Source organism: Crossiella sp. CA-258035, assembly GCF_030064675.1.
Classification (GTDB): Bacteria; Actinomycetota; Actinomycetes; order Mycobacteriales; family Pseudonocardiaceae; genus Crossiella.
In genome coordinates this window covers 2,414,229-2,435,019 of the sequence record NZ_CP116413.1, presented here as the reverse complement: position 1 = coordinate 2,435,019, position 20,791 = coordinate 2,414,229, and the positions used below count along the sequence as shown (strand labels likewise).

The following is a 20,791-nucleotide window of genomic DNA, read 5'->3' as shown; positions in this document are numbered from 1 at the left end:
AAGCGGGCCGGATCCCGCCGCTAACAGCGGCCGCTACCGACCTCACGCCGGGCCAGTCGGCCGGAAACCTGAATTCGATCGAGGACTCCGGTCACCGGGTCGCGAAGAAAACGACCGGGGTGCACGAGTTGTCCCGATTCCCAGTCCTGCTGGGCGAACATGAGCCCTTCATGCGGGGTGAGCCTGGCGACGATCTCGCCGTCGATGGCCAGTCGCAGCGTGGCGTCCTCGGCCGGGGTGACGGTGTACTCGGTGTCGCCGTTGCGGTAGCTGCCGAAGATCTCCGGCGGCACGGTGGCCCGCTGTCCCGGCACCTCCAGCCGGTAGCTGCCCACCTCGATGCCCGCCCCGGCCAGCTCCGCCACCAGTTCCGCCCACAGGCCGATGCCGGTGTTGCCGTTGCTGGTGAAGGCGATCACCTGGCCGGTGTCGGCGTTGACCCGCAGGTGCGCGTCGGTGCCGTCGGCGTTGCCGTCATGGCCCACCCACTCCCGCACGCCCTCGCGCCAGACGCCGAAGCCGAGGCCCCAGCCGTCGGCCAGGCCGATCGGGTCGGCCCCCGGCTGGATGCGGCGCATCTCCGCGGCCAGCTCGGCGGGCAGCAGTTCGGGCAGTCCGGTGGTCTCCGGATCCAGTTGCAGCAGACCGAAACGGAGCAGGTCCGCGGCGCTGATGGCGAGCGCGCCGGCCGGCGCCTCACCCAGCGCGAGTGACTGCACCACCGGCCTGGTGCGCCCGCGCGAGGTGTTGACCGCGTGCCCACTGGCGACGTTCGCCGAGGTCAGCGGGTTGGGCGCGACCACGAACGACGGCTTGACGCCCAATGGGCGGAGCAGGATCGACTCGATCGCCTCCCACCAGCTCATGCCGGTGACCTCTTCGATGAGCCGTCCGACGACGGCATAACCGAGGTTGGAGTAGGAGAACCCGGCACCCGCCGGCAGCACCAGTTCGGGGGTGCGGCAGTGCTCGGAGACATAGCGGCGCAGGGACATCGTGGCAGCGACGGCCGAGTCCGGGCCGGAGGCCAGTCCGCTGGTGTGGCTGAGCAGCTGACGCAAGGTCAGTGGAGCGCCCAGTTCGGGCAGATGTTCGGTGACCTCGGCGTCGAGCTCGAGATCATCGTCGGCCACCAGCAGCATCGCCAGCGTGGCGGTGAATGCCTTGGTGACCGAGCCGATCGGGAAGGCGGTGGCCGGATTTACCGGCTGTCCCCCACCGTAGCGCAGTTCGCCGGCCTGGGCCGTGCGAGTTTCCCCGTTGACGTGCACGGCGAGCTGAGCGCCGGGGACCTGGTGCTTGCGGACCAGGGTGGACAGGGTGCGGGACAGCCACTCGGCCTCAATGGTGACTTGTGCCACGCAGGCGTCGCGGTATGACGACATGGAACGACAGACCCCTCATCGGTGACATGACTCATCCGGGCCGCGACTCCCGAAGGCAGATCAAACGCAGAACGGGGGCAAGAATGCAACACGACACCCCCTGGTCAATACCGCCAGACGGACTAGCGACCGCCAGGCCACAAGAGACGCCGCACACATAGGCCAACTATCAGTAAATAAATTGGGCCGAGAAGCACAATTGAATGAAACAAGATTGAGCCAAGCGGGTGCGTTTAGGTCCCTTTTTCGGGGACACAGCGGTAACTCTCCGAAGTCAGAACCACCCAGAGTGACGGTCGTCTCGCCCGATCTTGTACCTCTCTAGGTAAGAGCTCGTGACTGTGACGATTGCGGCACGGTTACCGGTTAACGCGCTGACTTCGATCCACACTGAAACAACAGGACTCAACGACCTGCGTTGCGATTGACCTGGGCATTTCCGCCGGGCGGGCCGAGGGGCGTCATTCCGGGATGGGTTCGGGCGGGGAGGTCCGTTGACGCACAACTCGGCCGGGCGGTTCGAGGGCGTGCAGGCGGGGACCATCCACGGTGGCGTGCACTTCAACCAGGTCCCGCAGCAGGCAGAGGGGCCGCGGCGGTACGGCGTGGTGCCGTCCAGGGTGGACTGCTTCCAGGACCGGGCGGTCACCCGCGGACTGACCGGGACCAGCGTGCTGTCCGGGCTCGGCGGCGTGGGCAAGACCCAGCTCGCCGCGCACTACGCGGAGTCCATGGCGGACCGGGTCGACCTGTTGGTCTGGATCACCGCCAGCTCCCGGCAGGCGGTGCTGGCCGACTACGCGATGATCATCGCCGACCTGACCGGCTTCGAGTCCGCCGATCCGCTGGCGCCCGCCCAGCGTTTCCTGTCCTACCTGGCGACCAGGGACCGCCGGCTGGTCGTGCTGGACGACGTGCGCACGCCCGCCGACCTCCAGGACCTGTGGCCGCCGGCGAGCGGGCAGGTGCTGGTGACGACCCGGCGGCGGGATGCGGCGCTGCGCGGGGAGCACCGCGCGTTCATCGATGTGGACACGTTCAGTCCTGCGGAGTCGCTGGCGTTCTTGCAGCGCAAGCTCGCCGATCAGGCGCACCTGCTGGTGGCGGCGGCGGAGCTGGCCGACGACCTCGGGCACCTGCCGCTGGCGCTGGCGCAGGCGGCCGCGTACGTGCTCGACCGGGACATCAGCTGCGTGGAGTACCGGGAACGGTTGGCGGACAAGGAGAACTCACTGGAGTCGTTGGCTCCGGAACGGGTCAGCCTGCCGGACAACCACCGGGAGCCGGTGGCGCGCACCTGGGCCCTGTCGGTCCGGCTGGCCGACGAGCTCGATCCGCCAGGGCTGGCGAAACCCTTGCTGGAACTGGCGAGTGTGCTGGACCCCAACGGAGTTCCGGCCGCGGTGTTCACCAGCGAAGCCGTACGCGCCTACCTGGGCGGAGTGGCACCGGTGCTCGGCCCGGAACACCCCCTGCTCTTCAGCTCCCGCAACAACCTCGCGTTCCAGCGCACCCGTACCGGCGACGTAGCCGCCGCCTTCACCGAACTCCAGGCCCTGACCCGCGACAGCACCCGCATCCTCGGCGCGGACCACCCGGACACGCTGCGCTGCCGCGGCAACCTCGGGCAGTTCCGGCCCATCGAGAACTCTCCCGGCCCAGCCATCACCGAACTGGAAACCCTGCTCGCGGACCACGTCCGCGTCCTCGGCTTCGAGCACCCGCAGACCCTCATCGCCCGGTACAACCTCGCCCACCGACGCGGCGAGGAAGGCGAAGTGACCACCGCGATCGAGGAGGCGGAACTCCTGCTCACCGACTTCGTCCGCGTTCTCGGGCCGAAACACCGGCACTCGCAGCGCACGCGTCGGTTACTGGCCAAGCTTCAGCGCCCGGCCGACCGGTAGGTCAGTTCGCGCATCCTGGCCAGTTCGGCCGCGGTGTTGTCCCGCACCCGATGGATGAACCGCAGCACCACCCGCAACTCAGCCTCCGTGAACTCGCCCAGGTCCCCCGTGGTGTGCTCGGCCAGCCGCTGGTAGTAGGCCCGCACCCGGGCCAGTCCCTCGGCGGTCGGCTCGATCAGCACCCGTCGCCGGTCGCCGGGATCCGGCACGCGGACCACGCATCCGGCGGTCGCCAGCCGGTCGATCATCCGGGAGACCGACCCGGAGGTGAGGCCGACGTGCGCGGCGAGACCGGTGGCGGTGCTGGGGCCGTGCTGGTTGAGGGCGTGCAGGCAGTCCAGGTCGGTGAGGGTGACGCCCATGTCGGCGGCGATCTCGGCGTTGAGCTGGGCGGTGGTGTTGCCCCAGTCCGGGAGGGCGGCCAGGACCTGTTGAGCCGCTTTGCCCACGCGCTTCTTCGCCACACGGACACGGTAGCAGCGAAGACTGCGTGACACAATTACTGCGTGACGCAGATACTGTGTGGCGCAGTGATCGAGCCGAGGAGGGTGTGTGCGGGTGTTGCTGGCGACCATGGGGTCGCGGGGTGAGGTGCAGCCGGTGGTGGCGTTGGCGTTGCGGCTCAAGGAGATGGGCTGCGGAGTGCGGGTGTGCGTGTCGCCGGATCTGTGCGACTGGGTCGCGGGATGGGGGATTCCCGCGGTGCCGGTGGGGCCGCGGATGCGGGACAGCGGATGGGACCTGAGCACGCCGGCGGGGCGGCTGCGGGCCGCGGAGAACGCCGTGGCGGCACAGTTCGCGGCGTTGCCAGGGGCGGCGCGGGACTGCGATGTGCCGGTGGGGTGCGGGGCGGTGCTGGTGGCAGCGCGGTCGGTGGCCGAGCTGGCCGGGATCGGGTACGCGCACGCCGAGTTCTGCCCGGCCGCGCTGCCCTGCTCGCGGCTCGCGCCCGCGCCGTGGCCGGGGTGGCCGCGCGAGACGGGTGACCCCGACCAGCTGTGGGCAGCGGACGCGCGGCGCTGGCACGAGGTCTGGGGGCCCGCGCTCAACGCGCACCGGGTGGCCGCCGGGCTGACCCCGGTCCTGGCGGTGCGCGAGCACGTGCTGACCGAGCAGCCGTTGCTGGCCGCCGATCCCCTCCTGGCACCGGGTCCTCCGGCGGCTGACCAGACGGGTGCCTGGCTGCTGCCGGATGAGCGGGCGCTACCGGCCGACGTTGAATCCTTTATCCGGGCGGGCGAGCCGCCGGTCTACTTCAGGCTCGGCAGCTACTCCGGGATCGACGGCACGGACGCCGGGGTGGCGATGGTGGCGGCGGTGCGGGCAACTGGGCGGCGGGCGATCATCTCCCGTGGCTGGGCCGGATTGGCGGGGCCGGGCGGCGCCGCCGACTGCCTGGTGATCGGCGAGGCCAACCACCGGGTCCTGTTCCAGCAGGTGGCCGCCGTGGTGCACCACGGCGGCGCGGGCACCACCAGCACCGCGGCGCGGGCCGGGGCGCCGCAGGTCGTACTGCCTCAGCACTACGACCAGCACTACTGGGCCGGGCGGGTCGAGGCGCTCGGGATCGGCGCGGAGGCCCCGGAGCTGCGATCACTGGACGTCGCGCTGGGCAGGGCGCTGTGTCCGGAAACTGCCAGCCGGGCCCGCGAGGTGGCCGCCGAAGTCCGCGCCGACGGTGTGCGGAAGGCCGCGCAACTCGTGTTGACAAGGAGTGCGCAGGTTACCTGGAATAAAAAGTTCGAAGCGAATACAAACGTAAATACACAAACGTGATACACTCACAAAAAAGTTTAGCGTTCACCCACGAAAAAGCGTCGCGACCGGGGAGGCCAGGGAGAACGAGAACCGCAGACCATCGGAACACAAAAGATGTCCACCGCCAAGTCGACGAACTTGTACTCCGATCAGGGTGACACCCGATGTCATCCACCGCCATCGACCTCGGGAATGCGATGAACACTCAGCTCCAGGTACACCACCTGACGCACCCCAGCACCCGTGAATTCAAGGTCTACCTCATCGATCCGGAACCGGTCGTGGCCCAGGGGCTGCGCGCCGCGTTCTGGGACCAGTCCGACATCTACCTCTCCGGATGGGCAGGCAGCTGGGAGCAGGCCGCCAGGGGTATCGCGGTCGAGACCCCGGACGTGCTGCTGGTCGAGATCGCCGCCACGGGTGCTACCGGAGACGGGGTCGAGGTCATCCGCAAGGCGGCCAGGGTGTTCCCCCGGATCCCGCTGCTGGCCTTCTCTAACGACCGGAACCAGGTGGTCAGGGCGCTGGAAGCGGGCGCGCGGGGGTTCGTGCTCAAGTCCTCCGGCAGTGCGGAGCTGATCAACGCGGTGCGCGGCGCGGGCAACGGCGGCACCCCCATCTCCACCTCGCTGCTGCCGCAACTGGTGGCCAGGGTGCGCGACGGCGGCAGCACGCCGAGGCTGTCCGCGCGGGAGCTCCAGGTGCTGCGGCTGGTGGCCACCGGAAACCGCACCGGGGAGATCGCGCAGCGGTTGTCGGTGACCGAACCGACGGTGAAAACTTACCTGCAGCGCATGTTCACCAAACTCAAGGTGAGTGACCGCGGCGGCGCGGTGCTGGCGGCGCGAGCGGCCGGACTGCTCCCTTGAGCGAAATACCGGGATAACGGCGACCTGGGCCGCTCCGGCGGCAAAACCGCGCGAAGCGACCTAGGACACGAAGCGTCATGCGCGCTGTTCGCTCCTTTTCATGGAGAAACTGGCGACCAGCAGCGCGACACCGATCACCGCGACCACCACGTTGGCCGCGGGCTGGTACTCACTGAAGGTTCTCATCAGGAACCAATCCTTCCCGTTGACCTGACGGGAGATGAAGGACCCCACCCCGTTCACCAGGGCGATCCACCCGAGAACCTCCAGCGTGACGCGCATGTCCACTCCCCTGCTCCGCGACTCGTGACCGGGCCGCTGGACTTCCCTGCATTGCCTGCTCAACGCTAGGCGGCGGGGGCATGCGCCCGAGTCCCCAGCGAGGCGGATCCGGCCATCACCTGCCAGTCGTAGGAACCGGGCTCAGGCGTCCTGCTTGCGCAGCACCTCGAAGACGCTGGTGAACCCGTTCTGGCCGTACCCGGCGTCCACCGCGCGGCGGAAGATCGCCGCGACCGTGGCGGGCAGCGCGGTGTCCACGCCGGAGTCCCGCGCGGTCTCCAGCGCGTGCTCGGCGCTGGCGAGGTTCATCAGCAGGGTCGCGTCCGCGCCGGGGTACTCGCGGGCGTCGACCTCCTTCGAGGTCATCTCCATGAAGATCGGCCCGATGTCGGCGGCGTTGCGCGCGTAGGGCAGGTACTCCATCGCGCTGATCCCGTTGGCCTCGGCCATGGCCAGCGCCTGCACGTGCGCGGTCATGTTGGTCCAGAAGATGGTGATCATGATCTGGTAGTACAGCGGGGCCAGGCCCTGGTCCTCGCCGCGGTAGTCCGCCGCGGTGATGACCTCCAGGGTCTCCCGGTGCGCCTCGAACAACTCCTTGGGGCCGCTGTAGAAGCTGGCCGCGCCCTCGGTCGCGATCAGGTACGGCGGCACCTGCACGCCGCCGGTCAGGTAGGCCGCGCCGTGCCCGGTCGCCCACTCGGCCGCGGCCCTGGACTTGGCCGGGGTGTCGGAGCTGAGGTTGATCAGCACCACGCCGTCCAGGGCGTCGGTGGCCTGTTCCAGGATCGCGTACATCGCGGTGTGCTCGGTGAGGCTGAGGATCACCGGCCCGCCGGCCTTGAGCGCCGCGGCCACCGTCTCCGCGCGCACCGCGCCCTTGGCCACCAGCGCGTCCGCCTTGCTCGCGGTCCGGTTCCACACCGTCACCGCGTAACCGCGGTCCAGGTAAGCCGCGGCCATGGCCTGCCCCATCGGCCCCAGACCCACGATCGTCACTGCCTTCCCCACAGGAAGTCCCTCCTCTAGAACGAACGCTCTACTTAGTGATTGGACCGTAGCACACACTAGAACGAACGCTCTACTTAGTAGGATGGGGCGGTGACTGAGGCACTGGGCACCCGCGACCGGATCGTGCACACCACGTCGAAGCTGATGCAGCGACAGGGGTACGAGGGCACCGGCATCAAGCAGATCGCCAGGGAGGCCAGCGCCACCCTGGGCTCGGTGTACCACTTCTTCCCCGGCGGCAAGCAGGAGCTGGCGGTGGCCGCGGTCCGGCACGCGGACGAGGAGTTCGCCGAGATGCTGACCGAGATCCTGGCCGCGCACGAGGATCCGGCCGAGGCGGTGTACCAGGTGGCCGCGATGAACGGGACCTACCTGCGGGACTCCGGCTGGGAGGAGGGCTGCCCGGTCACCGCGACCGCCTTGGAGACCGCGGGCCGGGTGCCGGAGATCCAGCGGGCCTGCGCGGAGACCTTCGCGAACTGGGAGCGGCTGGTGTTCGAGAAGCTGAAGTCCAGCGGCTACCACGAAGAGCTGGCGCGGGAACTGGCCGGCACGGTGATCAACGCGCTCAGCGGCGCGGAGGTCTCAGCCCAGGTCACCCGCAGCGTGGAGCCGCTGGAAACCACCGGCCGCCACCTCAAGCGCCTGATCGAGTCCTACCGCTGACCCCACCCCACCGTGTTGGCCGATCTCGTACGGAGTGTTGGCCAATCTCGTACCCGGTGTTGGCCGTTGTGGACGCGGTGAGCGGCCGTGCGCCGCGGGCCAACCGTTGTGGCGTACGCAATCGGCCAAGACTCCGTACGAGATCGGCCAAGACTGCGTACGAGATCGGCCAACACGCGGTACGGGAACGGCCAACACGCGGTGCGGGGGCGGTCGGCGGGTCAGGCGTCGGCGAAGTTGGCCAGGCTGTGCACGGCTTCCCACAGCCAGCGGGCGTGGTCGTAGCGCGGGCGCAGGTCGGCTGGCGGTTCGGGCAGCTCGTCGTGCAGCAGGACCTCGGGCACCCAGGTCACCGCGTAGGCCACCCGCAGGTTGAACAGCACCGCGTTCCAGTGCCGCAGCGTCTCCGGGTTGTCGTGCAACACGATCGGCGCGCCGTCGGCGGGCAGCACGTTGATCGCGTGGTCCACGCCCTGGCGCAGCCAGGAGAGGAAGTCGGGCTCCCACAGCAGTCTGGCTTCCTCGGGCAGGTCCTCCTCCAGGTTCATCCGGAGCAGGAACTCCAGCGCGGGTTCGTTGCTGGGGCCGGTGGGCAGGGGCAGGCCGAGCTCGGCGCCGAGCGGGTAGTCGGTGGTGTACTGCGCGGTCCGCCAGTCGATCAGCGCGGCGAACTCGGTCAGCCGCTGACGTAGCCATTCGACCTGGTCAGCCCCGCAGTACCCGATTATCGTGCTGTCGACCCGGTCCCAGAAGATCACCACTTGTCCCTCGTTCGCGTGGGTCCCCACCCCATGTTCATTCATACACCTGGCCGCCGTTCGTCGGTTCCGCGGCCACTGTGTGCATCGCCACCATGACCGTATGAAGTGGCATCTGCCCAGCTCGGCCCTTGTGGTTGTGACAGTTCTGGCCTCCCTGCTGACAGTTCCGGCGCCGGTGCAAGCGTTTACCGATGACTGGCGCGGACCGTTGAGCACCCGCGGCCGGTACGTGGTGGATGCGGACGGAAACCGGTTTCGACTGCGCGCCGGGAACTGGCACGGCGCCAGCGGCACCTACAACGGCAGCGGCGAGATCACCGATCCGGCCAACCACCACGCCGGGGAGATGAGCTCCGGCATCCCGCTCGGCCTGGACCGGGCGCCGCTGGCCGAGCTGATCGGCAGCTTCCAGGCGTTGGGGCTCAACAGCATCCGGCTGCCGTTCTCCAACCAGATGATCCACGAGACCGCCCCGGTGCCCGATCGGGCAGTGGCGGCGAACCCGCAGCTGCGCGGAAGGACGCCCCTTGGTGTCTATGACGCGGTGGTGGCCGCACTGACCGCGGCCGGGTTCGCGGTTTTCCTGAACAACCACACCACGACCAGCCGCTGGTGCTGCGGAGTGGACGGAAATGAACGCTGGAACACCGCCCAGACCGCGCAGAAATGGGAGGAGGACTGGCTGTTCATGGCCCGCCGCTACCGGTCCAACAACCGGGTGGCCGGCGCGGACCTGTACAACGAGGTGCGGCGCAACGTGCTCGACGATCCCAACTGGGGTCTCGGCGATGCCAGGGACTGGCACGCGGCGGCGCAGCGGGCGGGCGACCGGATCCTCAGCGAGGCCAACCCCGAGCTGCTGATCGTGATCGAGGGCATCAACTGGTTCGGCATCCCGGTCGACGGCCTACCGCACGGGCGGCCGACGCTGGAACCGGTGCGCACGCTGTCGAACACCTTGGCGCGCTCGGGAAAGCTGGTCTACGCCGCGCACTTCTACGGCTACACCGGGCCGAACCACAGCGGGGCCACCGGGATCGGCGAGACCAGCGATCCGCGCTACCAGGACCTGAGCCGCACCGAGCTGGCGGAAGTGTTGCGGCGGCAGGCTTCCTTCGTCACCGAGGAGGGCCAGCACTTCACCGCGCCGGTGTGGGTCAGCGAGTTCGGCGTGGGCGGCCGGGCGGAGACCGGCGCGAAACCCAGGGCCTGGTTCGAGAACTTCGTGGACGAGCTCATCAAGGCGGACGCGGACTTCGCCTACTGGCCGCTGGTCGGCTGGCACGAGAACCGGCGCGGCAACGGCTGGGCGCTGGCACACTGGGACGCGGCGGGCAACCGGATGTTCCTCGACGACGGCGACGACTGGCGCGCCCCGGCCTGGCGCAGGCTGATCGCCGCCTCCGGCAAGACCGGGCCGGTTCCCGTTGTGCCGCAATGGCGTCAGCTGGCCATCGACCACGGCGACCTGGTGCAGTCGATGCGGATGCGCGGGCTGCCGGACTGGGACTCCGGCGCGCGCAAGGCGGTGTGCCCGGACGGTCAGCGGCTGATCGGGCTCAGCCACACCGGCAACCGCGGCCTGTGCACCGACGCCGGCGGCCCGCTGCCGGTGCCTGCCGAACACCAGGTGGTGACCGACGAGCGGTTCGTGACCGCGGACTGGGCGAGCGGCTACACCAAGTTCCAGTGCCCGGCCGGTCAGCTGGCCATCGGTTACAGCGCGCGCGGGGCGGCGGTCTCGGCGCTGCTGTGCGCCCCGGCCGGCCGGTCGGCAGGCGGGCCGGACCGCACGGTGTGGTTCGACCGGGGCGACAACCGGGCGAGCACCCGCGGCGGGGAGTTCGCGCCCGGGCGGCACAAGGGTCAGTGCGGGGACGGCGAGGTGCTGGCCGGGGTGGCCTGGACCGGGCGGATCGGCTCGGCGCGCACCCCGGACGCGCTGCTCTGCCGAGGGTTCGCCGGGACGGTGCGCTGACAACCGGCGGCAAACTTGACGTCGCTCTGACGTACCGAATATTTGATGCGCGGGGGTCTGGGACTCACGTCACTTGTTTAGGCTCGAACCTGGCAGAAACTGCCTGTTATGGTGAATTTCGGTCGAGAGAGGGAGTGGCGCAGCTCTCATCCCTCGGCCGACTGAGTAGCCCGTCACCCTAACGGGCTATCCACTGGGGACTGGGGATGGGGTGAATCCTGCATGGCCTTGGCCGAGCGGGACGGACAGCTGGACTTCCTGCGACGATTACTCGCTGACACGGCGGAGGGCCGCGGCCGGGTCGCGATGGTGACCGGGCCGGTGGCCAGCGGCAAAACCGAGCTGTTGCACGTGTTCGGGGAGAACGCGCGCGCCGCCGGCGCCCTGCTGCTGACCGCCACCGGGACCCGCGCGGAGCGGAACATGCCGCTCGGCCTGCTGCGCCAGCTGCTGCGAGGCGCGGCACTGGCGCCGGAGCCGCTGGCCAGGGTGCTGGCGCTGCTGGACGAGGGCCAGGCCACCGCCACCCGCACCGAACCGGACAACGAGGTGACCGAGCGGGTCCAGGCGCGGATCGCGCACGACCTGGCCGACACGCTGCTCGCGCTGTCCCAGGACTCGATGCTGGTGCTCAGCATCGACGACGTGGACCACGCGGACGTGGCCTCGGTCCGGGTGCTGGTGGACCTGACCCGCAGGCAGCGCGCGCACCGGGTGCTGGTGCTGTTCACCGAGCTGACCGGCGCGGCCCCGGCGCACCCCGCCTTCCGCACGGAGTTGCTGCGGCAGCCGCACTTCCGGCGGATCCGGCTGACCCCGCTGTCGGTGCGCGGGGTGGCCGAGATGCTGGCGCAGGAGCTGCCCGGCGCGGTGCACCTGGCCGCCGACTGCCACGAGCTGACCGGCGGCAACCCGCTGCTGGTGCGCGCGCTGGTGGAGGACCAGCACTCCGCGCTGACCCCCGGCGGGCTCAGCGTCGGCGAGGCGTTCAGCCAGGCCGTGCTGGCCTGCCTGCACCGCAGCAACCCGTCGCTGCTGCGGGCGGCGCAGGGCATCGCGGTGCTCGGCGACACCGAGACCGAGCCGCTGGCCGGGCTGCTGGAACTGCCGCCGCAGACGGTGTCGCAGGCGGTGGACACCCTGCTCGGGGCCGGACTGGCCCGGCGCGGCGGGTTCCGGCATCCCGCGGTGGGCGCCGCGGTGCTGGCCGACCTGTCCGCCGCCGACCGCGCCGAGCTGCACCTGCGGGCCGCGCACCGGCTGCACCTGGCCGGCGAGCCGCCCGCGCCGATCGCCGAGCACCTGCTGGCCGCCGGCCGGATCAGCGGGCAGTGGGCGGTGCAGGTGCTCTGGTCCGCTGGCGAGCACGCGCTGACCGAGGACCGGGTGGAGTACGCGGTGGAGTGCCTGGAGCTGGCGCACCGCAGCAGCACCGACGACCAGAACCGGGCGACCATCCGGATGATGCTGGTGGGCCTGGCCCGCAGGGCGAACCCGGCGGTGGTGGCCCGGCACCTGGCCGAGCTGACCGAAGCGCTGCGCAAGGGCACGCTGAACACCAGGGACGCGCTGACCTCGGTGCGCTGCCTGCTGCTGCACGGCCGCAACGACGAGGCCGCCGAGGCGCTGAACCAGCTGAGCGCGACGGTCGGGCAGACCGACCGGCAGACCGCGCTGGAGCTGGCGGTCACCCGGGAGTGGATGTACAGCATGCACCCGCCGCTGCTGTCCAGGCTGCCCGAGGCCGAGCTGACGCCCGAGGCGATTTCCCTTGGCGCGGTGCGGGATCCGCGGTTGCAGACCGGGCTGGCGCTGCGCCGGGTGATCGCGGACGGTCCCGAGGAGACCGCGATCATGGACGCCGAGCAGGTGCTGCAGGGCTCCCGGCTGTCCGAGAAGACCTTCGACGCGCTGGTCTCCGCGCTGATGGTGCTCTACTTCGCCGACCGGCTGGACAAGGCGCTGCCCTGGGCGGACGCCCTGCTGGCCGAGTCGGCCGAGCGCAACGCGCCGGGCTGGCACGCCATGTTCGCCTCGGCCAGGGCCGCGATGGCGCTGCGCCAGGGCGACCTGCCCGGCGCCGAGCTGCACGCCCGCGCCGCGCTGCGGCACACCACCCCGCACACCTGGGGGGTGGCGGTAGGGGGTCCCCTTGGCAGCCTGATCGTGGCGCTGACCGAGATGGGCAAGCTGGCCGAGGCCGAGGAACTGCTCAACCTGCCGACCCCGGACGCGATGCTGGAGTCGACCTTCGGCTTGCAGTACCTCTCCGCGCGCGGCCGCTGCCACCTGGCCGCGGACCGGCTCTACGCGGCGCTGGGCGACTTCCGGCTGTGCGGGGAGCTGATGGCCGAGTGGGGCATGGACCGCCCCTCGTTCGTGCCGTGGCGCAGCGACGCCGCCGAGGTGCTGATCCGGCTGGGCAAGCAGCACGAGGCGCGGGCCCTGCTGGAGGAGCAGCTGGCCATGGACTGCGGTGGCAGGCCGCGCATCCGAGGGGTCGCGCTGCGGCTGCTGGCCTCGATCAGCGAGCCGCACCGGCGCACCCAGCTGCTCACCGAGGCGGTCGAGCTCTCCCGCGCGGGTGGCGACCGGTTGCAGCTGGCCAGGGCGCTCGGCGAGCTGAGCAGGGCGCAGCTGGACGCGGACTCCACCCAGGCGCGGATGACCCTGCGCCGGGCCTGGCACCTGGCGCGGGAGTGCCAGGCGTCGCCGCTGTGCGAGGAGCTGGTGCCCGGTCAGGCCGGCGTCGAGGCCGAGGTCCCGCCCGCCCCGGTGGAGGTGGACGCGGACCGGATGACCGCGCTCTCCGACGCCGAGCAGCGGGTGGCCGCGCTGGCCGCGCAGGGACACACGAACCGGCAGATCGCCAGCAAGCTGTGCATCACGATCAGCACGGTCGAGCAGCACCTGACCCGGGTGTACAAGAAGCTCAACGTGACCCGGCGGGCTGACCTACCGGCGGGACTGCACAGTCCGGACGCGGCGGTTAGTGCATAAACCGTCAGGGGTGGCGGGACGGCGAATGGGTTCTTAGGGGCTCGTAGGGGTTAGAAGTAGGGGGGATCCCCGTCCTACGATTTTCCGGAATCAATTCGCCGTTCATTCGCCGTCGCATTGTGCGGCGAGACCCCTGGGGGTTGTCATGCCCGCCTACAAAAATGAAGAAGGAATTCTGGTCGGCAAGGTCGAACCCTGCCGGATGGTCGATCTGCCCGAGCACAACGACCCGCGCGGCAACCTGTGCGTGGTGGAGGCGGGCAAGGAGATCAAGTTCGACATCAAGCGCGTGTACTACCTGTACGACCTGCCCGCGACCACCATCCGCGGCGCGCACGGGCACCGCAACCTGGAACAGCTGATCGTCGCGGTGCACGGCAAGTTCGACATCACCGTCGACGACGGCGAGTACCGGGATCGTTTCCACCTGGACAATCCCAGTCGCGGTCTCTACGTCGGCCCGATGGTGTGGCGGAACCTGATTAACTTCTCCCCCGGCGCGGTCGGACTGGTACTCGCCTCCACGCACTACGACGAGGCCGACTACTACCGCGAGTACGCCGACTTCCAGCGCGACGCCAGGAAACTCTGATGACCGTTCCCTTTCTCGACCTGAAGGCGCCGCACGAGGAACTGCGCGCCGGTCTGGACGCCGCCTACCGCCGGGTGCTGGACTCCGGCTGGTTCCTGCTGGGCCCCGAGCTCGCCGCCTTCGAGGCCGAGTTCGCCGCCTACTGCGAGGCCGAGCACTGCGTGGCCGTGGGCAGCGGCTGCGACGCGCTGGAGCTGGTGCTGCGCGCCCTGGACATCGGCCCCGGCGACGAGGTGATCGTGCCCAGCGCGACCTTCATCGCCAGCTGGCTGGCCGTCTCCGCGGTCGGCGCCACGCCGGTCCCGGTGGAGCCGGACGAGCAGACCCAGCTGATCGACCCGAAGCAGGTCGAGGCGGCGATCACCGCGCGCACCAAGGCGATCATGCCGGTGCACCTGTACGGCCAGCCCGCGGACATCGACGCCCTCGGCGAGATCGCCGCGGCGCACGGGCTGCACGTGGTGGAGGACGCCGCGCAGGCGCACGGCGCGCGGTACAAGGGCCGCCGGGTCGGCGCGGGCTCGCTGGCGGCGGGGTTCAGCTTCTACCCGGGCAAGAACCTGGGCGCGCTGGGCGACGGCGGCGCGGTGGTGACCTCCTCGGCCGAGCTGGCGGACAAGCTGCGGCTGCTGCGCAACTACGGGTCGCGGGTGAAGTACCAGCACGAGATCCAGGCGACCAACTCCCGGCTGGACGAGCTGCAGGCCGCGATGCTGCGGGTCAAGCTGCCGGTGCTGGACCGCTGGAACGCCCGGCGGCAGCAGATCGCCGAGCGGTACCTGCGCGAGCTGGCCGGTATCGACGGCCTGGCGCTGCCGGTGGTGGCGGAGTGGGCGGAACCGGTGTGGCACCTGTTCGTGGTGCGCTGTGAGCACCGCGAGTCGGTGCAGGAGCGGCTGACCGCGGCCGGGATCGGCACGCTGATCCACTACCCGGTGCCGGTGCACCGGTCGCCGGCATACGCCTCGGGGGCCTGGGGCGAGCTGCCGGTGGCGGAGCGACTGGCCGAGCAGGTGCTGAGCCTGCCGATCGGCCCGCACCTGCCGGATGAGCAGGTGGACGCGGTGATCTCGGCGGTCCGGGCCGCCTTCGCCGCCGAGTAGGGGCCGCGGCCCGGATGTGTGCTGACACCCGGGCCGCACCCCCCAGCGCTGGTCTCAGCCGAGGTCGGCGATCTTGCGGGCCAGCAACGCCCGTTCCTTCTTGTTGCCGCACAACCCGATCGCCCGCGCCAGTTCCGCCCGCGCCTCCTCGGCGCGTCCCAGGCGGGTGAGCAGCTCCCCGCGCACGCTGGGCAGCAGGTGCGAGGTCGGCAGGGACTTCGCGGCCACCAGCTCGTCCACGATCGGCAGCGCCGCGGTCGGCCCCTGCGCCATGGAGACCGCGACCGCCCGGTTGAGCTCGACCACCGGCGACGGCGCGACCCGGCCGAGTGCTTCGTAGAGCAGCACGATCCGCGCCCAGTTCGTCGCCGCCACCGACTCCGCCACGGCATGGCATTCCGCGATCGCGGCCTGCACGCCGTAGGCGCCGAGCCCGCGGCCGACCCGCTGGGCGCGGGTCAGCGCGGCCCGGCCCCGGCGGATCGCGGCCTGGTCCCAGCGGCCGCGGTTCTGGTGTTCCAGCAGCACCGGTTCACCGTCCGGGCCGATGCGGGCGGGGAAGCGCGCGGCGGTCAGTTCCAGCAGCGCGAGCAGTCCGAGCACCTCAGGCTCAGTGGGCATCAGCCGTGCGAGCACCCGCGCCAGGCGCTGGGCCTCCCCTGCCAGGTCGACCCGGATCAGGTCGCTGCCGGAGCTGGCCGAGGACCCCTCGGTGAAGATCAGGTAGACCACGCTGAGCACCGACCCCAGCCGCTCCGCCCGCTCCCGCCCCGACGGCACCTCGAACGGCACCCGCGCCGCGGCCAGGGTCTTCTTCGCCCTGGTGATCCGGGCCTGCACGGTCGCGGTCGGCACCAGGAACGCTCTGGCGATCTCCTCGCTGGTCAGGCCGCCGACCACGCGCAGGGTCAGGCTCACCCGGGCTTGTCTGGACAGCACCGGGTGGCAGGAGATGAACATCAGCGCCAGCACGTCGTCGTCGAGCTGATCCGGATCCCACAGCAGGTCACCGGTGGCCGAGGGCTCGCTGCCGGCGTACGCCCCGCCGTCGTCCAGGCCACGGGCGAAGGCGGCGTACCGGTGGTCGAGCGCGGCGCGCCTGCGGAAGGCGTCGACGGCCCGGCGCCTGCCCACGGTGAGCAGCCACCCCGCCGGACTGCGCGGCACCCCCTCCCGCGGCCAGGTCACCAACGCCTCGGCCAGCGCCTCCTGGGCGAGGTCCTCGGCCAGCGCGAAGTCGCCGGTGCCGCGGGCGAGCGCACCGACGATCCGCGCCGACTCGATCCGCCACACCGCGGCCACCGCCGCCCGCCCGGTGGGTTCAGCCATCGCTCAGAGCTGCCCGGTCGCCTCGCGCCACGCCCGCTCCTTCTGGATCCAGACGTTGTCCTGCGGGAACTCCTCGATCGAGGTGATCCGCCGGATCTCGCACTTGGCCCCCGGCCCGGTCATCGGCGCCCGCCGAGCCCACTCCACAGCCTCTTCCCTGGACGCCACGTTCAAGATCCAGAAACCCCCGAACAGCTCCTTGGTCTCCCCGTAGGGCCCATCGGTGACCACCGGCGGCTCGGTCGAGTAGTCGACGACAACTCCGCCCGCGGTGTCCAGCCCCTCGGTCGCGACCAGCACACCGGCGCGGATCATCTCGTCGGCGAACTTCCCCATCGACTCCATGATCTCGCCGAAGTCGACGTCCTGGTACGCCTGGATGGTCTCGTCGGTGGCGCGCATGATCAGCATGAACCTCATGGGGAACTCCCTGGGTCGGTCGGGGTCCGGTGGACCCGTTCACTCCTGGGTCGAACGGGGTGGGCGGGGGATCGACAGGGGGTGGGGATTTTTTCGGGTGGCTTGGGGAGCGTAGGACGGGATCGGTGGCTCTGCCGGTGGCGAGGCTGCGGCTGATCGGCTGGCCAGGCCCCCAGCACTCACTCGCTCCGACCAGACCCACCGCCGCTTTAAGACGACCGGTCATATACAGACGACCGGTCATATTCGCGGGCTGGCAGCCTGACTTGAATGTGACCGGTCGTCTCAATATGACCGGTCGTCTTGAAGCGGAGATTGCAGGCGGGAGCGGGAGCAGAAGCCGGGAGCAGGGAGCGGGAGCAGGACGCAGCAGCGGGAGCGGGAAGCAAGAGCGGGAGCGGGAAGCAGCAGTAGGACGGGGGCAGGAGCAGGACGGGGGACGAGAGCTGGGGGTCAAGGGCGAGGGGCCGGGGCAAGGTTGGGGAGCGGCAGTCGGCGCTGGAGACCGAGTCCTCCCCACCCAAGCCAAGGGCCCGGACGCATCCCCGCGTCCGGGCCCCACCAACCAATTCAGCCAATCCGGCTACGGAGCCACCACAACCGACCCCTTCAGCGGCAGCTGCGCCGACGACCCGCCAACCTGCACCGTCCGCACCCCCGCCCCCGTGACCCACCGGTCAGCAGCCGAGTTCCAGTACTTCAACCGCTGCGCGTCCACCTTCACCGTGACCCGCTTGCTCTCCCCCGGCAGCAGCTCCACCTTCGCGTACCCCGCCAGCGCCTTCTCCGCCTGCGGCGCGCTCACCAGCGGACTCGCGCCCAGGTACACCTGCGGCACCTCCTTGCCCTTCCGGATTCCGGTGTTGCGCAAGGAGAAGCTCACCTCCAGACCGTCCGCGACGACCTTGGTCGCCAGGTCCGTGTAGGTGAACGAGGTGTACGACAGCCCGTGGCCGAACGGGAACAGGGGCTTGACCTTCTGCTTGTCGTACCAGCGGTAGCCGACCTGGATGCCCTCGGTGTACTTCTGCTCGTTGCCGATACCGGGGTAGCGCTCCGGGTTGCCGGCCACCGGGTGGCTGTTCTCGTCCAGCGGGAAGGTCTGGGTGAGCTTGCCGCTGGGGTTGGTGTCGCCGAACAGCAGTGCCGTGGTGGCCTCGGCGCCGGTCTGGCCGGGGTACCACATGTCCAGCACCGCGGCGGTCCTGTCCAGCCAGGGCATGGTGATCGACGAACCCGTGTTGAGCACGACCACGGTGTTGGAGTTGGCCTTGGCCACCTCGGTGATCAGCTTGTTCTGGCGGCCGGGCAGGGACAGGTTGGCCCGGTCGTAGCCCTCCATGCCGTCGTCGTAGGCGAAGACCACCGCGGTGCGGGCGGTCTTGGCGGCCTGCACCGCGGCCACGATCGCGGCCTCGGCGGCTTCCGGGGTGACCCAGGACAGCTTGACCGACAGCGAGGACGCCACGGGGGCCGAGCCGGACATGGTGATCTTGTGGGTGCCCGCGGTCAGGTGGACCACCGCGCTGGTGATCTTGCCGTAGACCTCGCCCGCTTCGATCGGGGTCTGGTTGCCGATCTGCACCGTGGCGAAACCGCCGGTGGCCTCGATGGCGATCCGGTAGTCGCCGGTGACCGGCGCGGTCAGGGTGCCCTCGTAGAACTGGCCCGCGGTGCCCGGCTGGAGCACGGTGCCGGTCGGGAACGCCGGGGTCAGCGTGCCTGCCGGGATCGGCGAGCCGACGAGCTCCTCACCGGCGGAGTAGGTGACCGTCGCCCCTGCTCCGGCGCGGGCGCGGATGGTGTCGATCGGGGCCTTGGCGCTGTCCGGCACCACGTGCGCGCTGCCCAGGCCGGTGACCTTGGGGTCCTTGGCGCGCGGGCCGATCACCGCGATGTTGGCGCCGTCCCCGGCGAGCAGCGGCAGGGCCTGGTTCTGGTTGCGCAGCAGCACACCGCCTGCCTCGGCGACCTGCTGGGTGACCGCGTTGGCGGTGGCCAGGTCGCGGGTCGGCCGGGGACGCGGGTTGGCGCCGATGAGGCCGTGCCGGTCCAGCTGGCCGACGATCCTGCTCACCGCTCTGTCCACAGTGGACATCGGGATCTGGCCGTTCTGCACGGCTTCCTTCAGCTTCTTGCCGAAGTGCAGGCCGCCGGGGATGCCGTGTTCGACACCCTGGCTCCAGTCGATGCCCAGTTCCTGGTCCAGGCCCTTGCTGATCGAGTCGGTGCTGTGCGTGGCCAGCCAGTCCGACATCACCCAGCCCTGGAAACCCCACTGCTCACGCAGGATCGAGGTGAGCAGCTCCTGGTGCCCGCAGGACGGCGTGCCGTTGACCTTGTTGTAGGCGCACATCACCGAGCTGACACCGGCCTTGACCGAGGCCTCGAAGGCGGGCAGCTCGATCTCGCGCAGGGTCTGCTCGTCGACCGTGACGTTGATGTTCTGCCGGTTGTGCTCCTGGTTGTTCGCCGCGTAGTGCTTGGCGGTGGCGATCAGGCCCTGGCTCTGGATGCCCCTGATCTGCGCGGCCGCGGTGCGCGCGGAGACCAGCGGGTCCTCGCTGAAGGTCTCGAAGTTCCGGCCGGCCTGCGGCACCCTGATGATGTTCATCATCGGGCCGAAGACCACGTCCTGTTGCAGCGCACGGCCATCGCGGCCCATGACCTCGCCGTACTTGCGGGCCAGCTCGTCGTCGAAGGTGGCGGCGAGCGCGACCGGCGCCGGCATCGCGGTGGCCGGCTGGTTGTTCAGCCGGATACCCGCCGGGCCGTCGGCGGAGCGGATCTCCGGGATGCCCAGCCGCGGCACGCCGGGCAGCGAGCCGACGCTGAACGGGCCGGTGAAGGCGACCGTCCAGTGCACGAACGAGAGCTTCTCGTCCAGCGTCATCTGGGCGACCAGCGGGTGCACGCCGGTGCGCCCGCTGGTCGGCGCCGCGGTGGCTCCGGTGCTCGCCACCAGGGCAGTGGCGGCGGTCAAAGCCAGTGCGGCCAACAGCTTCTTGCTGCGTCTCACTTCACGACTCCCACGAACAGACCGCGGCCGGACGGGCCGCCCTCGACGAACTCCACGACGCAGCCGGCCCGCTCGAAGGCGGTCTCGTACTGCTCGCGGGTGAACAGGGTGATGACGTGCGTGTCGGTGAAGTGCTCGATGCCCTTGTCCGGCTCGGCCACCGTGTAGTGCACGTCCATGTGGGTGTGGTCGCCCTCGCGGCGGGAGTGCGAGACCCTGGCGATGGTGCGGCCGTCCACCCGGACCACGTCGCCGCCGACGTAGCCGTCCAGGAACTTCTCCGGCGTCCACCAGGGCTCGATCACGATCACGCCGCCGGGCTCGGTGTGCCGGGCGAAGGCGGCCAGCGCGCGGTCCAGCTCGTCCTGGTCGGCCATGTAGCCGATGGAGCTGAACATGCAGGTGACCGCGTGGAAGGTGCGACCGAGGTCGAACTCGCGCATGTCGCCCTGGTGCACGGTGACCTCGGGGAAGCGGTCACTGGAGATGCGCACCATGGCCTCGGAGAGCTCAAGTCCCTCCACGTGGCCGAAGAGCTGGGTGAACGGGCCGAGGTGCGCGCCGGTGCCGGAGGCCACGTCGAGCAGGTCGGTGGCGTCGGACTTGCGGGCGGTGATCAGCCCGTGCACCTGGGCGGCCTCGGCCGGGTAGTCCTTGCCGCGGCCTCGGTAGATGGCGTCGTAAACGTCCGCCAACTCGGTGTCGTACATG

The 20,791-nt window shown here is 70.4% G+C and carries 17 protein-coding genes; 8 read left to right on the top strand and 9 right to left on the bottom strand.

Translation table 11 applies throughout. The annotated features are described in order from the left end of the window. Nucleotides 1-20: 20 nt before the first annotated feature. Nucleotides 21-1,385: a serine hydrolase domain-containing protein gene (locus tag N8J89_RS11460; protein ID WP_283664316.1), complete on the bottom strand. Its 1,365-nt coding sequence runs from the start codon at nucleotides 1,383-1,385 to the stop codon at nucleotides 21-23. Between the two features lie 494 nt (nucleotides 1,386-1,879). Between N8J89_RS11460 and N8J89_RS11455 the strand changes: the two genes are divergently transcribed. Continuing rightward, the gene (locus tag N8J89_RS11455; RefSeq protein ID WP_283664315.1) at nucleotides 1,880-3,292 is read left to right on the top strand and encodes an NB-ARC domain-containing protein; all 1,413 of its coding nucleotides are present in this window, start codon (nucleotides 1,880-1,882) and stop codon (nucleotides 3,290-3,292) included. On the opposite strand, the gene N8J89_RS11450 is transcribed toward N8J89_RS11455, so the two are convergent. After that, a complete protein-coding gene (locus N8J89_RS11450; RefSeq protein ID WP_283664314.1) occupies nucleotides 3,271-3,756 on the bottom strand; it encodes a MarR family winged helix-turn-helix transcriptional regulator in 486 nt (161 codons plus the stop codon). The genes N8J89_RS11455 and N8J89_RS11450 overlap by 22 nt on opposite strands. Nucleotides 3,757-3,844: 88 nt before the next feature. On the opposite strand from N8J89_RS11450, the gene N8J89_RS11445 reads away from it, so the two are divergent. Then, nucleotides 3,845-5,068, top strand: coding sequence for a glycosyltransferase (locus N8J89_RS11445; RefSeq protein WP_283664313.1), 1,224 nt, complete (start codon nucleotides 3,845-3,847; stop codon nucleotides 5,066-5,068). A 146-nt stretch (nucleotides 5,069-5,214) separates the two neighbouring features. Continuing rightward, nucleotides 5,215-5,919 carry a response regulator transcription factor gene (locus N8J89_RS11440; protein ID WP_283664312.1) on the top strand — a complete coding sequence of 235 codons (705 nt, stop codon included), beginning with the start codon at nucleotides 5,215-5,217 and terminating at the stop codon, nucleotides 5,917-5,919. 75 nt (nucleotides 5,920-5,994) lie between these two features. Here the strand turns inward: N8J89_RS11440 and N8J89_RS11435 are convergent, their stop codons facing one another. Both N8J89_RS11435 and N8J89_RS11430 read right to left on the bottom strand, forming a co-directional pair. After that, the gene (locus N8J89_RS11435; RefSeq protein WP_283664311.1) at nucleotides 5,995-6,201 is read right to left on the bottom strand and encodes a hypothetical protein; all 207 of its coding nucleotides are present in this window, start codon (nucleotides 6,199-6,201) and stop codon (nucleotides 5,995-5,997) included. Between the two features lie 141 nt (nucleotides 6,202-6,342). Continuing rightward, complete coding sequence (locus N8J89_RS11430) at nucleotides 6,343-7,200, bottom strand: NAD(P)-dependent oxidoreductase (RefSeq protein WP_283664310.1); 858 nt, start codon at nucleotides 7,198-7,200, stop codon at nucleotides 6,343-6,345. Between the two features lie 102 nt (nucleotides 7,201-7,302). Here N8J89_RS11430 and N8J89_RS11425 point away from each other — a divergent pair, with 102 nt between their 5' ends. Continuing rightward, nucleotides 7,303-7,878 (top strand): TetR/AcrR family transcriptional regulator, encoded by a 576-nt coding sequence (locus tag N8J89_RS11425; protein ID WP_283664309.1) that lies wholly within the window; start codon nucleotides 7,303-7,305, stop codon nucleotides 7,876-7,878. 221 nt (nucleotides 7,879-8,099) lie between these two features. On the opposite strand, the gene N8J89_RS11420 is transcribed toward N8J89_RS11425, so the two are convergent. Beyond that, complete coding sequence (locus N8J89_RS11420) at nucleotides 8,100-8,636, bottom strand: DUF2017 family protein (protein ID WP_283664308.1); 537 nt, start codon at nucleotides 8,634-8,636, stop codon at nucleotides 8,100-8,102. 211 nt (nucleotides 8,637-8,847) lie between these two features. Between N8J89_RS11420 and N8J89_RS11415 the strand changes: the two genes are divergently transcribed. The 4 genes from N8J89_RS11415 (at nucleotide 8,848) to N8J89_RS11400 (ending at nucleotide 15,312) form a co-directional block, all read left to right on the top strand. Beyond that, a complete protein-coding gene (locus N8J89_RS11415; RefSeq protein WP_349497466.1) occupies nucleotides 8,848-10,617 on the top strand; it encodes a glycoside hydrolase family 5 protein in 1,770 nt (589 codons plus the stop codon). Nucleotides 10,618-10,839: 222 nt separating this feature from the next. Further along, nucleotides 10,840-13,617, top strand: coding sequence for a helix-turn-helix transcriptional regulator (locus tag N8J89_RS11410; protein ID WP_283664306.1), 2,778 nt, complete (start codon nucleotides 10,840-10,842; stop codon nucleotides 13,615-13,617). A gap of 145 nt (nucleotides 13,618-13,762) precedes the next feature. Further along, nucleotides 13,763-14,209, top strand: coding sequence for a sugar 3,4-ketoisomerase (locus N8J89_RS11405; protein WP_252478941.1), 447 nt, complete (start codon nucleotides 13,763-13,765; stop codon nucleotides 14,207-14,209). Further along, on the top strand, nucleotides 14,209-15,312 hold the full coding sequence (locus N8J89_RS11400) for a DegT/DnrJ/EryC1/StrS family aminotransferase (RefSeq protein ID WP_283664305.1): 1,104 nt from the start codon (nucleotides 14,209-14,211) through the stop codon (nucleotides 15,310-15,312). The genes N8J89_RS11405 and N8J89_RS11400 overlap by 1 nt, the downstream gene beginning before the upstream one ends. Nucleotides 15,313-15,366: 54 nt before the next feature. Here N8J89_RS11400 and N8J89_RS11395 read toward each other — a convergent pair whose 3' ends face one another. The 4 genes from N8J89_RS11395 to N8J89_RS11380 all read right to left on the bottom strand — a co-directional run bounded on the left by N8J89_RS11395 (nucleotide 15,367) and on the right by N8J89_RS11380 (nucleotide 20,790). Then, nucleotides 15,367-16,641, bottom strand: coding sequence for an RNA polymerase sigma factor (locus N8J89_RS11395; RefSeq protein WP_283664304.1), 1,275 nt, complete (start codon nucleotides 16,639-16,641; stop codon nucleotides 15,367-15,369). A 3-nt stretch (nucleotides 16,642-16,644) separates the two neighbouring features. Then, nucleotides 16,645-17,061 (bottom strand): YciI family protein, encoded by a 417-nt coding sequence (locus N8J89_RS11390; protein WP_283664303.1) that lies wholly within the window; start codon nucleotides 17,059-17,061, stop codon nucleotides 16,645-16,647. A gap of 583 nt (nucleotides 17,062-17,644) precedes the next feature. Then, the gene (locus N8J89_RS11385) at nucleotides 17,645-20,080 is read right to left on the bottom strand and encodes a beta-glucosidase family protein (protein ID WP_283664302.1); all 2,436 of its coding nucleotides are present in this window, start codon (nucleotides 20,078-20,080) and stop codon (nucleotides 17,645-17,647) included. Next, entirely contained in the window at nucleotides 20,077-20,790 is a 714-nt protein-coding gene (locus tag N8J89_RS11380; RefSeq protein ID WP_283664301.1) for a class I SAM-dependent DNA methyltransferase, read from the bottom strand. The genes N8J89_RS11385 and N8J89_RS11380 overlap by 4 nt, the downstream gene beginning before the upstream one ends. Nucleotide 20,791: the final 1 nt, after the last annotated feature.